This window comes from Plantactinospora solaniradicis (assembly GCF_042658085.1).
Lineage (GTDB): Bacteria > Actinomycetota > Actinomycetes > Mycobacteriales > Micromonosporaceae > Plantactinospora > Plantactinospora solaniradicis.
In genome coordinates this window covers 236039-248693 of sequence record NZ_JBHSPR010000013.1, presented here as the reverse complement: position 1 = coordinate 248693, position 12655 = coordinate 236039, and the positions used below count along the sequence as shown (strand labels likewise).

Below are 12655 nucleotides of genomic sequence, written 5' to 3'. Positions count from 1 at the left end.
GCTACTGGATCGGCGCATGCAGGGTGACCAGCCGACTGCCATCGGCGAATACCGCCTCGACCTGGATCATCGGGACCATGTCGGCGACACCCTCCATGACGTCGTCCTTGGTGAGGACGTGACGTGCCGCATGCATCACCTCCTCGACGGTTTTCCCTTCCCGGGCACCCTCGAGTGCCGCGGCGGCGACTATGGCGACCGCCTCCGGATGATTGAGCTTGAGTCCTCTGCCCTTACGCGCCGAGGCGATCTGGGCCATCGAGAGAATGACCAGCTTGTCGAACTCCTTCGGAGTGAGATGCACAGCTCGTCCTTCCGTGGTCGATCGCTGCCGGACGGGCAGACGACCGATCCCGCAGCGGGATTCGACGAACGTGACGGTGAGCTGTGACCGGTCAGCGCCAGTGGATGTCCGTGGTACGCCGCTCGGGCGGCGTGCTCCCACGATAAACGAACTAATTGCCTGATAGCCGGCAAATTGGCCAGAAGCCCCAAGTTCGACGTCAGACGCCGGCCAGGCCCTGCGGGCTGTTGTACGGGATGCTCACACTGGTGATCTCCTCAAGCGAACCGTCTGGCTGGATCTCATAGCCCACGAGTTTCGAGGCGTTCCCGTAGATCTGGTAGAGATAGGCGCCGTCCGGCGACACCCAGTTGTCGCTCGGACCGCTGCTGACGGTCCCGTTGAGAGCCCGGAAGTTGCCATCGCCCGGCACCCTCGGGCACGCCGGATCCTTCGCGACGACCGGAGCGCCGCCGTCGAGCTGGAAGCTGCTGATGTTGCTGTATCCGAAGTTGGTGGCGAACACCGTCCGATCGTCCGGGGAGACGGATAGCCAGCACAGCTCAGAGGGCTTGCCCGCGCTGGTGTTGATCGGGGTGAGCGGCCCGAAGCTGACCCTTCCGTCCGCGTCGATGTTGCCCATGACGATTCCGTCACCGACGGCGTAGCCGACGACGAAGGTGTCCGGGCGACCGTGCAGGAAGGCGATGTAGAAAGGCGAACCCCCGCCGGCATCGTGGAACGAGGGGGCGCCGAGGGTCCCGTCGGCGGCCACCGGAAAGACGATGAGACCGTCGGGGTCCGGCTCGTTCGAGGCGATCGACTTCGGCTGGCCGTCCCGCTCGACCCAGAGGATCGCCGAGCCGTCCGGGTTCGCGGTGGGCGGCTCGTCGAATGTGGTGCCGACGAAGAGGAATCTTCCGTCGGGCGAGAGAGTCACCATGGTGGCCACCCGGTGGGGCTTGTCGGGCGTGTTCACCGAGTACCGTTCCAGGCGCAGCGAGAGTCTGCCCTCGCCGTCCACCGACATCAGGCGGACATGGTCGGGACCGAACGAGTGCAGCACGAAGAGCGTCTCACTGGCGGGGGCGTAGGCCAGCGACTTGGCGGTGCCGCTGCGCCCGGTCACGGCGTTCCCCGTCGGCTTGACGTCCAGCAGCGCGAGACCTCCGTCCTCGGCCACCCCGAAGCTGGAGACCGAGTTGTCGCCGCCGTTCGTGGCGAAGAGGAACCGTCGGTCCGGCGAGAGGATCACGCTGCCCGCGCCCTCGAAGGCGTTTGGTGCGCTGGGCTGCCCGCTGATCGGCTTGAAGGTCCCGGAGCCGGCGCCGCCGGTGGGGATGCGTCCCAGTTCGGTGATCGTGCCGTCCGGAGACCGGAGATAGTGGACGACGGCGTTGACGGGTTCGTTCGTCTGCATGTAGAGATGTCCGCCATGCCGTCCGTCGCGCGTGGCTGGCGTTGGCATGGACTGCTCACTCGACATACCTGTCCCCCCATCGCCTCCGAGAACTACGTCTCGCCGGCCGTGAACCGGGGCCCGGTGCCGGCCGATCCGATGTCTGGTCAGTGCGCCGCGACGCATCCGGGATATTCGCGCGCTTCAGTCCCCTGATGAAGCGGCAGGCGGTCCAACCTGAGACTACGTGGCCGGCAGCCCGCCCGTACCGGATCCGCAGATCCGTTGGCCCGCAGTCGTGTGCCTCGCGGTCGCGGTGACCGGACACGGATGCGCCTGCGGGGCGAAGGGGGCGGGTCCGGACCACCCCGGTCTCTTTCCGGGAAACAGCCTCGATAGGGTCACGGGCCGCTATAGCCTCAAACAGGAAAATTCCTCTTATTAGTGCTTGAAGCAGCGTAAGGGTGAATCATGCAATGGAAAAGGCGGGCGGCGGCAGTTGTCTTCGCATCCCTGGTCGGGGCGACCGTAGCCTCGGGCCCGGTCGTCGCCGACGATGACCGGCGCGGGGACCACGGCGCAGGAGTCCAGCGCGAGGGTCTGGTCTTCGTCCAGACGAACAAGCCGCTAGGCAACACGATCAAGGTGTACGAGCGCGACCGCGACGGCAAGCTCACGCCGGCCGGCGAGTTCGAGACGGGCGGCCTCGGCGGTGCCACGGTCGGACCGCCGGTCGATGCCCTGGCGTCCCAGGGGTCGCTCAGGTACGAGGACGGACTGCTCTTCGCGGTGAACGCCGGGAGCAACACGGTGACCGTCTTCCGGGTGAACGATGACGGACTTGAGCGGACCGACGTGATCTGGTCAGGTGGTCTGCTGCCGGTCAGCATCGGGGTGCACGAGGATCTGGTCTACGTGCTCAACGCCGGTGGCGATGGTTCCGTCCAGGGTTACCGCCTGGACCACGGACGGCTCCAACCGATCCGGGGGGCCAACCGGTCGCTGGACCTGGGCAACGCCAATCCGCCAGCGTTCGGCGACGCACCGGCCCAGGTGAGCGTCACCCCCGACGGCCGGTTCGTGCTGGTGAGCACGAAGAGCCACAACACCGTCGAGGCGTTCGAGATCGAGGACGGCGGCCAGCTCTCGGAGCCGGTCAGCAACCCCGCCGAAGGCACACCGTTCGGGTTCACCTTCGACGACCACCGGGGTGTCGTCGTCACCGAGTCCGGAACCAACGCGTTGGCCCGGTACCTGCTCGACGGCGAAGGCAAACTGCGCCAGGTAAGTCCGGCGGTGCCGAACGGTCAGATGGCGTCGTGCTGGGTCCAGCGAGTGGGGGACTACTTCTACGTGGCCAACGCGGGGAGTTCTACCATCAGCGCCTACCGGGTCGGCGACGACGGACAGCTGGTTCTGGTCGCGGCCGTCGTGGCGAGCACCGGGGGCGGTTCGATCGACATGACCGAGGGTGGCGGATTCCTCTACGTGCAGAATGCCGCCGCCGGCAACGTGCAGGGCTACGCCGTACATGACGACGGGTCCCTGACCCTCGTCACCACGGTGGACGGACTGCCCACGTTCGCCAACGGGATCGGCATGGAAGGCATCGCCGCCTCCTGATGCCGGCAGAGGTGCCGTCATCCGGCTGACCCGGTTCCGGCCGGACCAACCGCAGCAGAATGCGTTTGGTCCGGCCGGAAGACCATCAACTGCCTGCCCTGGCGGCATATCAGGCGGGGCAGTTGTTGCTTTTTCGCTTGACCGTGTATTCCTCGTCATCGTGGGTGATGCCGGACGGTGAACCGTCGAAGTAGGTCTCGACCTTCTGCCAGCCCTGGCGCTGCTCGTAGTGCAGGTGCGGGGCGCCGGAGTTGCCGGTGCTGCCGACCCGGCCGATCTGGTCGCCCTGCTCCACCCGCTGACCGACCCGGACCAGCGGCGGTTCGAGCATGTGCAGGTACTGCGTCTCCCACTTGCCGCCGTGGTCGATCTTCACCCAGTACCCGCCGCCCCGGCCGCGCGGGCCGTCCGGGTTGTCCGGGGTACGGCCGCCGAGCGATCCGTTGATCCCGGCCACGGTGACCTCGCCGGCGTACGACGCGAGCACCGGCCGGCCCCACGCCTCGCCCCTGGTCGGGAAGAGGTCGACGTCGTAGTCGTCGTGGCCCGGATAGGTGCCGAGCTGCCAGGTCTCGCCACAGGCGACGGGGAGTTGGAAGAGCGGACGTGGGCCGGGTGAGCGCAGCAGCGGCACGACGACCACGGCGACCACCGCGATGACGGAGACGGCCGCGACCGCGGTGAGCACGAGGATGACCCGGGTGGTGCGGGTCCGGATACGGCGGTGGGTGCGGCGTCTGGTCGGCTGGCCCGTCACCGTCCCGAGCATGTCAGACACCGGCAAGGCGCGGGATCGCGGGATCGCCGGTCCGGGTCGCCGGTGGGAGCGCGGCGGCTCCCACCGGCGGTTGCTCGGGCGGCGACGGTCAATCGGTACGGGGCCTCGGCGTGATGACGAGCGCCAGGAGGGCGGCCGCGGTGGCGACGATCGCACCGGTGGCGAAGCCCCGCGAGAAGCCTGCGGCGTCGGTTCCGGCAATGCTCGCGGCGGCCATGCTCGACACGACGGCCGCGCCGAGCGAGGCGCCGAACTCGTGGAATGTGCTGACGATTCCTGATGCCAGGCCAGCCTCGTGCGGTTCGATCTGTCCCAGCGCGGTGGCGGAGGCGACCACGAAGACCACTCCGGTGCCGGCGGCGGCGAGTCCGACGCCGATCACCATGGCTACGGTCCCGGCCGCGAGCGCAGGGATCGCCATGCCGACGGCGGCGAGGAGGAGTCCGAGCACCGCGAGCGCCCGAGGCCCGGTACGACCGATGACCCGACCTGCCAGGTTCGCCCCGGCCATGGTCGCCAGGGCGATGGGAAGGAACAGCAGGCCGGTGGTGAGCGCGCCGTACCCGCGATGGTCCTGGAGGTAGAACGTACCGAGGAAGAAGACCATGATCATTAGTGCCGTCGCTACCAGGATCAACAGGGTTCCGGTCGCGACCGGTCGGCGGATCAGCAGTCGCACGTCCATGAGCGGGCTCGCGGCGACGCGCTGCCGCACCACGAAGGCCGCATAGAGAATCACCGCGACCGCGAAGAGAGCCCCGGTCGTCAGGGTCGTCCACCCCTGGTCACCGGCCCTGATCAGGGCGTAGGTCAGGGTTCCCGTGGCGGCGGTCACCAGGACGGCGCCCGGTACGTCGAGCCGGCCCGCCGTGCTGGGGCGCGGCTGCGACGGGAGTTGCGCCCGGAGGACGAGCAGCAGCGCGATCCCCACCGGCACGTTGATGTAGAAGACCCAGGGCCAACCCGGTCCTGCCGTGAGGGCGCCACCGAGGAGAACGCCCAGCGCGGCTCCGCTGCCGCCAAGCGCAGACCAGATTCCCAGAGCCTTGTTCCGTTCCTCGCCCTCGAATGTGGTGACGACCAGCGACAGCGCGGCGGGGGAGAGGATGGCCGCGGCGAGACCCTGTGCGACCCGCCCGCCCAGGAGCATGGGCCCGGCGGTTGCCAGGCCGGCGACCAGCGATGCGGCGGCGAACAGCAGCAACCCGACGAGCACGAGGCGGCGGGCGCCGAACAGGTCGGCGGCGCGACCCCCGAGCAGGAGGAGACCGCCGAAGGCAAGGGTGTAACCACTCACCACCCAGGTGAGGGTCTCGCGCTCCAGCCCGAGCTCCGCGCCGATGTGGGGCAGGGCGATTGCGACAACGGTGACGTCCAGGATCAGCATCAGTTGGGCGATGCCGACGACTCCGAGGATCCGCCAGCGGCGTGGATCGGGGCTGCGGGTCGGACTGGTGGAGGTCACGGCTTCGGTCATGACGTTCCGCCCCCTTCAGATTAAGTCGTACAGTCGTGTACGAGTTCCGTCCGGTACTGTAACTCATACAGGCCTGTACGACTTGAGAGGTGGCATGTCTCGCTCCGGTAGCAAGCCCACGCGCAGGGCGGACGCCCAGCACAACGCGGAGAAGATCCTTGGCGCGGCCGTCGCCTGCCTGAGTCGGAACGCGGACGCGAGCGTCATCGAGATCGCCCAGGCGGCAGGGGTCGGTCGGGTGACCCTGTACGGACACTTTCCGTCCCGGGACGCCCTGGTGGAGGCCGCGCTGATCCGACTGCTCCACGAAGGGGACCAGGTACTGGCGGCGGTGGATCTCACCGGCGACCCCCGGGAGACCCTCCGGGCCCTGATCGAATCGAGTTGGCTACTGATCGCCCAGTCGAGCGCCGTCCTCGAGGCGGCGCAGAAGACCCTGCCGCCCGGACGGCTGCACGATCTGCACGCCAAACCCGAGCAACGCGTCGGTGACCTGATCGTTCGCGGTCAGGCCGAGGGAGTCTTCCGCGACGACCTACCGGCGAGCTGGTTGGCCGGCGTCCTGCACCACGTCATCCACGGCGCGGCGACGGACGTGGCCACCGGGCGGCTGGACCGGGCAGATGCCCCAGGCTTCATCTCGGAGACGATCCTGGCCGCGTACCGGCCCCGGTGACCGCGTACGGCGGCCGGCGGCGCGCCGAGTCCGACGAAGAACAGCAGCACCGCGTGGAGTCCGGGGCGCCTACGGCCGCCAGACCATCGTCTGCTGGTGGAGTTGCCGGCCGCCCTGTCTGGCGCCGGGAACCAGTGCGGTCGGACCATGCCTGGCGAAGCCCGCGCGTTCGAAGAATCGCACCGCACGCGTGTTCTCGGCGAGGGTCTGCAGGTGGCACCCGGGCGAGCCGGTGTCTCTGAGCCGATCGAACCATCGCTTCATCAGCCGGTCGGCGGCACCGGTTCCCCGGGCCGGGGGCGCCACGTTGATGTGCAGATGCGCCGGCCAACGGGCGTCGTCGAAGGCTCCCGCGGTGGGCCTCCGCCGGATCGCGGCCGACGCCATGTCGACCATCCCGCGAGCGAGGAAGGCCGCGGGCCGGGGGCGGAAAATCAGCCGATACTTCGTGATCGCCCTCTCCATGCGCGCTCTTTCGCTGGGAAACGTCGAGCTGTCGAGGCAGCCCGCCAGGTAGCCGACGACATCGCCACCCACCACGGCGACAAACAACGAGTCCGGTTCCTGGCCCATGTACGGCTCCAGGTACATGGCCGCCTCGGACTCTTCGTGCCCCCACAGGGAAGAAGACGGAGACCCCGCTCCCGCCCGGCCGAACAGCTTCCGTAGCTCGGCGCGGTCGGTCTCCGCGAAGCTACGGATTTCGATCATCCCGCGCCACTTCCCGACACCCGCCCGTCCCGAGCCGTCCCCAACAGCCGCCCCAGCTGACCGGAACAGTCTGACACGTCGCTGACCAGGGGTTATCGGGCGGGCGGCGATCGAGTTGAGCGCGAGCCGGGGCATCGGTCGCAGCCTGGTCGGCCGGGACGACGGTGTGCAGGACGTCGGGTTGCCCGTGCGACGCCGTCGGGTCGCGGGGAGCGTTCCGGTGTCGAACGACCCGACGAACGACCACCACGGGTTGCCGACGGGAGCGGCGACAATCGTCGTGCGGCGGCGGTGGGTCGTCGACGATCCCACCGGAGGTGCCCATGCTGCTTCGTCCTCCTGGGACCGTCGCCATCGGGGCGGCCGAGCAGGATCTCGGTCTGCGGGTGGCCACCTACCGGGCCTGGCGTGCCGATCCGTTCACCGCGATCTGGGTCGCGGTCGGGGCTGCGGTCGTACTCGCGGTGCTGTCGTTCCTGGTGGGGCTGCCGGCGGTCGGCGTCGTGCTCGTTCCCGTGGCCGCGCTCGGTGCCGCGGCGTACGCGGGCCTCCTGCCGCCGGTCGGCGGTCGCCGGTGGCTGGTGGTGTACGAGCGAGGATTCGTCGACGTGTTCGACGGCGGTCCGCCGCTGGTGGTCCGGTGGGAGTCGGTGGGCGGCCCGGTGCGGATCGGGCCGGACGGCAGTCGGGCGATCAGCGTCCACCCGGTCGGGGCGGTCGAACCCGTCCGGTTCGTCCTGGACGGATTGGCGCCGCTGACCGACCTGGTGGAAGCGGTCGAGCAGGGCGTCCGGCCCGTCGTCGTGGCGCGCCACGTGGCTTCGGCGCGGGCCGGCGAGCGGGTGGAGTTCGGCCCACTCGCGGTGACGGCCGACGGGGTGGAGCGGGTGGCGGACGGTGACCGTCTGCCGTGGGAGCTGATCGAGTCGGTCCGCCTCGTGGCGGGGGAGCGGATCGTCATCGGCCGGACCGGCGAGCTGCGGGCCTGGTTCAGCGGGCCGGTGCCGGAGGCGACCGCCGCGACCGGGATGATCGCCGCACTGCGACCCCCGGCGGAATCCGGTCGGCCGGGCACCGCGATCTTCGTCCCCGCCGCCGTCACCCCCGCCGGACGCGCCCGGGATCGCCGTCGTCGCCACCTCGCCTCCCTCGCGGGGCTGGTGGTGCTCGCGTTGCTCCCCGGCGTCGCGTTCGCGGCGATCGACGAGCCGGCCGACGAGATCCGTCCGGCCGCCACCAGGCCCACGCCGTCGGCGGCTCCGAGGCCCTCGCCCACCCGGCCGAGCCCGACACCGTCGCCCGTTCCACCGCCTCGGCCCGCACTGCCCGAGACCATCTACGGGTATTCGGACGTCTGCCGTGGCCAGGGCTTCACCGGAGCGGCGCGGTACGCCGGCCGCGCGCCGCACCCGGTCTACGTCGACGAGAACTTCGTCAGGGGACCGGCGCGTTGGTACTCGGACAACCCGGCGAAGATCCAGATCGTCGCCTGCGTCCAGTTGCGGAAGGGCCGGGTGCTCGACGAGTGCAGCTACTTCGGCGACGGCAAGCGGGTCGTCCAGGACATGGTGCTCGGGCGGTACACGCTCGTCATCCGCGAGGCGCGCACCGCGAAGATCATTGGGCGGACCCGGATCGACGGTGCCGACGCCGAGTGCCTGTTCCTGCTCTACGGCCGGCAGGATCCGGACGAGCAGCAGGTCAGTACGCCGACCGAGGCGCAGATCCGGACCGCGCTGCGCCGCTACGTCGAGTAGCCCGATCCGATCTCCCGGACTCCGGTCAGGGTCCCATGGAAGCGCCGATGCCGTCGTCCCGGTTGTTGGTCAGGAACGTCGTCGGTGGCAGACCGCCGCCCGGTGTCCTCGGGGCCAATGTGGACGCCGGATCGGTGGTGAGCAGCACCGCGTCGCTCCATCCGGCCTGGTCCCAGGAGTTGTCCGCCGCGTCCACGCCGGCACCGAACTGGGTGTCGCGGCCGTTGCCGACGGCCAGGTTCTGGCGCAGGAGCGATGTCGAGCGCGCGAAGGCGAAGCCGGTCTTTCCGTTGCGGAAGGCCGTGTTGCGGCGAACCGTCAGCGTGCCGGTGTTTCCGCTCTCGGTGAACCCGTACCCGGCGTTGTCCCACGCCGCGCTGCCGGTGACCACGTGGTCAACCGGAGCGGGTTGGGTGCCGCCGCCGAGTTTGAACCCGTAGCCGTCGCCGTCGAAGGGGGCGATCTCCCAGCGGTTGACGCCGTTGCCGAACGACCAGGTGCGGTCGATGGTGACCGCGCCGGTGAACTCGTGCAGGCCCAGGCCGTCGTCGGCGTTCTCGTACAGTCGGCAGCCCCGTACGACGTTCCCGGTGCCGGAGCCGTACTCGATGCCCAGGCCGTCGGCGTACTCCCCGTTCGTCGCGTTGTCGTGGTTGCGGAAGAAGTCGCTGTCGACGACCAGGTTGCCGGTGGTGTCCGCGTCCCGCAGCAACAGTCCGGTCTGCCCGTTGTCGTGGAACGACAGCCCTCGGAAGACGCTGTGCGCGCATGATCGGCAGACGTACGCGTTCCCGGGTGCGCCCTGTATCTCCAGTCCCTGGACGGTCCAGTAGCTCGCCCGCTGGGTGACGTACGCCGCGTCGGCCGGGATACCCGAGGCGTCGATGACCGGAATCTCGGTGCGGTAGTTGCTCAGCACGATGCGCCGATCCGCCGTCCCGCTCGTGGTGATCTCGACCGGACGGGTGGGCCGGTACACCCCGCCGCGCAGCGCGATGCTCTGGCCGGGACGAACCACCGATGCCGCTCTGTCGAGGGTGGCGAAGGGGAGGTCGACGCTCCCGGGGTTCGTGTCGCTGCCGTTCGGCGCGACGTAGTAGGAGGCGGTCGTGACGCCGTTGACGCCGCCGGCCGGTGCTGGGGTCGGGGCCGATGTGCTCCCCGGACCCGTCGTCGGCGCGGCGGGTGACGCCCGGTTCGACGCCTGCACCGACGGGATCGCGAGTCCGGGACCGCTCTCCTGGTACGGCGGGTAGGCCACCGCGTAGACGACCGCCCCGGCCGTACCGATCGCGACGATTCCCCCGACCGGCAGGAACTTCGCCATCAGGTATCTGACGGCCCGCTGGAGCGGATCCCACAGGCTCCAGGCGGGCGCGGCCGCCCCGCCGGCGGTGGCCGCGGCGCCGGCCGACCCGGCCAGCCCGGCGAGGACGGGCGCCAGGTTGGCACCCGCGATCAGATGTTCCGCGGGGATGAGTTCCCGCTCGTGGGCGAGACAGACCTCGCAGCGTCGGACGTGCCGGCCGAGGCGCTTCAACCATCGCGGATCCGACGGCCCGCTCAGCTTGCCTCCCGCGACGGCCAGCTCGGCACATCGCGGGATCGCGTGCCAGGCCCGCAAGAGCGTACGGGCGAGTGCGAGCTGCGCCTTCACCCGCTGCACCCGTACCGCCGCGTGCGCGGGGGTGAGCCCGAGCCGGGTGGCGAGGTCCGCGCGGGTGAGCAGGCCGGCGGACTCCTGCCACCACAGCCGCAGGACGCGCTGTTCCTCGGCGGTCAGCCATCGGCTGGCCTCGTAGGTCTCCCGGCGTTCGCCGGAGAGGTGGAGCCGGAACATGGTCGAGTCGACGAAATCGCCGGCCGGGTCGGGCCACTCCGATACGTCGCCGACGAGTGGCCCCAGCGCGGTCGCGACCCGGATCGAACGGCCGCGATCCTGCATCTGACGGTAGGCGATCGAGATCACCCAGGCGCGGAAGCGATCCGGATCCTTGAGCCCGACAATTCCCCGTACGACCCGGAGCATCGTCTCCTGGACCACGTCGTCGACGTCGGGGCTGCCGTGAAGGGCCTTGCCCACCACGTTGTATACGAGCGGCATGGCCTCGGCCACCAGTGCCGCCATGGCCTGCTCGTCCCCGCTCCGGGCCGCGTTGACGAGGGCGGAGTCGACCGCTGTCCGCAGGGCGACCTCCTCTCCTCACCACCTGATCGTCATATTTGCATGGTTCGACCTCCCGCCGGGGAGGTGGCCTGGGCGTGGCCTACCTTCGTTGACGTGAGACGGGGCCGGCGGATAACAGCAATCGGAGCCCGGCCGCGGAGGGCGCCAACAAACCCAACCCGATCTTGCAGGTGTCCTGGGAACGCGCTTTCCTGAGTCCGGCTCCCGACGCTGCCGACCCGGCCGCGACCTGCTCTCGGGCGCCGTACGCCGCGCCGCACGTGCGTGGAACCCACTTCCGTCCCGCCCCTGGAGGTTCCTCATGTTCTCCCGCCCCCTGGTCCGTCGACGATGGCGTCGGTGGTCGCTGGTCACCGGCGCCGTCGCGGTGCTGGTCGTCGGTGCCATCGGCTTCAGCCACACGGCGCAGGCCGCGTCACTGTTCAACGACGACTTCGAGGACGGCAACACCAGCGGCTGGTCCAAGTCCGGCGGTACCTGGGCGGTCGTCGCCGACGGTTCCCAGGCGGTCCGGCAGTCCAACGCCGGGAGTGAGAACGCCCGGCTGTTCGCCGGTACGACCAGTTGGACCTCCTACGCCGTGCAGGCCCGGGTCAAGCCGCTGAGTTTCGGCTCAGGCGGTCAGGTCGGGCTGCTGGCCAGGGCCACCGGGTCCACCACCTTCTACCGGCTGGCGCTGCTGCCCGGCAACCAGGTGCAACTCCAGGCCGTCAAGGGCAGCACCGTCACCGTCATCGGCGGCGCCTCCCGTACGGTCGCCACCGGCACCTGGTACACGCTCGCGATCGAGGTCAGCGACTCGACCGTGCGGGGAACCGTGGACGGCGCCCAGGTCGCGCAGGGCTCCAGTTCGGTGTCCGGCACCGGGCGCATCGGCCTGCAGACGGTCTACGCGAGCGCCGCGTTCGACGACGTGTCGGTGACGACCTCGGGAACCAACCCCCCGACGCCGAATCCGACGACGCCGAACAACCCGCCCACCACCGCGCCCCCCACGACGACGCCACCCAGTACGACCTGGCCGACACCGACCGGCAACGCGCCGGTCAACAACGGCACGATCCAGGTCACCGGCACCTTCGACGGTGGAATGCGCCGCTACTGCTGCATCGGCGACGGCGGGCAGGGCGAGAGCCAGGACCCGGTATTCGAACTCGCCGCCGGCGCCACCATCCAGAACGTCATCCTCGGCGCGCCCGCCGGTGACGGCATCCACTGCGAGGGCAACTGCACCATCCGCAACGTCTGGTGGGAGGACGTGGGCGAGGACGCCGCGACCTTCCGCGGTGGCAGCACCTACAACGTCATCGGGGGCGGCGCCCGAGCCGCGTCCGACAAGGTGTTCCAGCACAACGGCTCCGGTACCGTCCACATCTCCGGCTTCTACGCCGAGAACATCGGCAAGCTCTACCGGGCCTGCGGCAACTGCTCCAGCTCGTACCAGCGGCACGTCGTGATGGACAACGTGACCGTCCGCAACGCCGACGCCGTTGCCGGCATCAACACCAACTGGGGTGACACCGCCCGCTTCACCCGGATCACCATCTACGGCGACGCGGCCGTCTGCCAGAAGTACCGCGGCGTGTCCAGCGGTAGCGAGCCCGTACTGATCGGTGAGGGCGCGGACGGCGTCAACTGCATCTACAGCAGCTCCGACATCACCTACCGCTGACCGACGCCCGGCTGGTGGCGGTGGCCCGTTCCGCGTGACAGCGACGGGTCACCGCCATCCAACGGGAGGGCAGCGCCGTCCGCCGGGGTAC

At 69.9% G+C, this 12655-nt stretch carries 10 protein-coding genes; 4 read left to right on the top strand and 6 right to left on the bottom strand.

Annotated elements, in window-relative coordinates; all coding sequences use genetic code 11:
- Position 1: 1 nt before the first annotated feature.
- Together ACFP2T_RS18910 and ACFP2T_RS18905 are read right to left on the bottom strand one after the other, a co-directional pair.
- Entirely contained in the window at positions 2-304 is a 303-nt protein-coding gene (locus tag ACFP2T_RS18910) for an urease subunit gamma (protein WP_377423506.1), read from the bottom strand.
- Between the two features lie 199 nt (positions 305-503).
- Positions 504-1703, bottom strand: a complete 1200-nt coding sequence (locus tag ACFP2T_RS18905) for a lactonase family protein (protein ID WP_377423504.1) — start codon at positions 1701-1703, stop codon at positions 504-506.
- 450 nt (positions 1704-2153) lie between these two features.
- Between ACFP2T_RS18905 and ACFP2T_RS18900 the strand changes: the two genes are divergently transcribed.
- Complete coding sequence (locus ACFP2T_RS18900; protein ID WP_377423501.1) at positions 2154-3305, top strand: lactonase family protein; 1152 nt, start codon at positions 2154-2156, stop codon at positions 3303-3305.
- A gap of 109 nt (positions 3306-3414) precedes the next feature.
- On the opposite strand, the gene ACFP2T_RS18895 is transcribed toward ACFP2T_RS18900, so the two are convergent.
- On the bottom strand, positions 3415-4074 hold the full coding sequence (locus ACFP2T_RS18895) for a M23 family metallopeptidase (RefSeq protein WP_377423498.1): 660 nt from the start codon (positions 4072-4074) through the stop codon (positions 3415-3417).
- Positions 4075-4171: 97 nt separating this feature from the next.
- The gene (locus ACFP2T_RS18890) at positions 4172-5560 is read right to left on the bottom strand and encodes an MFS transporter (RefSeq protein WP_377423495.1); all 1389 of its coding nucleotides are present in this window, start codon (positions 5558-5560) and stop codon (positions 4172-4174) included.
- 94 nt (positions 5561-5654) lie between these two features.
- On the opposite strand from ACFP2T_RS18890, the gene ACFP2T_RS18885 reads away from it, so the two are divergent.
- A complete protein-coding gene (locus ACFP2T_RS18885) occupies positions 5655-6236 on the top strand; it encodes a TetR/AcrR family transcriptional regulator (protein WP_377423492.1) in 582 nt (193 codons plus the stop codon).
- A gap of 69 nt (positions 6237-6305) precedes the next feature.
- Here the strand turns inward: ACFP2T_RS18885 and ACFP2T_RS18880 are convergent, their stop codons facing one another.
- Positions 6306-6947, bottom strand: coding sequence for a GNAT family N-acetyltransferase (locus ACFP2T_RS18880; protein ID WP_377423823.1), 642 nt, complete (start codon positions 6945-6947; stop codon positions 6306-6308).
- A gap of 323 nt (positions 6948-7270) precedes the next feature.
- Between ACFP2T_RS18880 and ACFP2T_RS18875 the strand changes: the two genes are divergently transcribed.
- Positions 7271-8704, top strand: coding sequence for a hypothetical protein (locus tag ACFP2T_RS18875; protein WP_377423489.1), 1434 nt, complete (start codon positions 7271-7273; stop codon positions 8702-8704).
- Between the two features lie 25 nt (positions 8705-8729).
- Here ACFP2T_RS18875 and ACFP2T_RS18870 read toward each other — a convergent pair whose 3' ends face one another.
- The gene (locus ACFP2T_RS18870) at positions 8730-10832 is read right to left on the bottom strand and encodes a sigma-70 family RNA polymerase sigma factor (protein ID WP_377423487.1); all 2103 of its coding nucleotides are present in this window, start codon (positions 10830-10832) and stop codon (positions 8730-8732) included.
- A 361-nt stretch (positions 10833-11193) separates the two neighbouring features.
- On the opposite strand from ACFP2T_RS18870, the gene ACFP2T_RS18865 reads away from it, so the two are divergent.
- Positions 11194-12564, top strand: coding sequence for a pectate lyase (locus ACFP2T_RS18865; protein WP_377423484.1), 1371 nt, complete (start codon positions 11194-11196; stop codon positions 12562-12564).
- Positions 12565-12655 lie beyond the last annotated feature (91 nt).

What these genes read in the sequence shown, in the direction of transcription:
- ACFP2T_RS18905 (WP_377423504.1), bottom strand. Translation starts at nt 1,703, where the DNA reads ATGCAGACGAACGAACCCGTCAACGCCGTCGTCCACTATCTCCGGTCT.
- ACFP2T_RS18875 (WP_377423489.1), top strand. Translation starts at nt 7,271, where the DNA reads ATGCTGCTTCGTCCTCCTGGGACCGTCGCCATCGGGGCGGCCGAGCAG.
- ACFP2T_RS18890 (WP_377423495.1), bottom strand. Translation starts at nt 5,560, where the DNA reads ATGACCGAAGCCGTGACCTCCACCAGTCCGACCCGCAGCCCCGATCCA.
- ACFP2T_RS18895 (WP_377423498.1), bottom strand. Translation starts at nt 4,074, where the DNA reads ATGCTCGGGACGGTGACGGGCCAGCCGACCAGACGCCGCACCCACCGC.
- ACFP2T_RS18885 (WP_377423492.1), top strand. Translation starts at nt 5,655, where the DNA reads ATGTCTCGCTCCGGTAGCAAGCCCACGCGCAGGGCGGACGCCCAGCAC.
- ACFP2T_RS18870 (WP_377423487.1), bottom strand. Translation starts at nt 10,832, where the DNA reads ATGGCGGCACTGGTGGCCGAGGCCATGCCGCTCGTATACAACGTGGTG.
- ACFP2T_RS18880 (WP_377423823.1), bottom strand. Translation starts at nt 6,947, where the DNA reads ATGATCGAAATCCGTAGCTTCGCGGAGACCGACCGCGCCGAGCTACGG.
- ACFP2T_RS18900 (WP_377423501.1), top strand. Translation starts at nt 2,154, where the DNA reads ATGCAATGGAAAAGGCGGGCGGCGGCAGTTGTCTTCGCATCCCTGGTC.
- ACFP2T_RS18865 (WP_377423484.1), top strand. Translation starts at nt 11,194, where the DNA reads ATGTTCTCCCGCCCCCTGGTCCGTCGACGATGGCGTCGGTGGTCGCTG.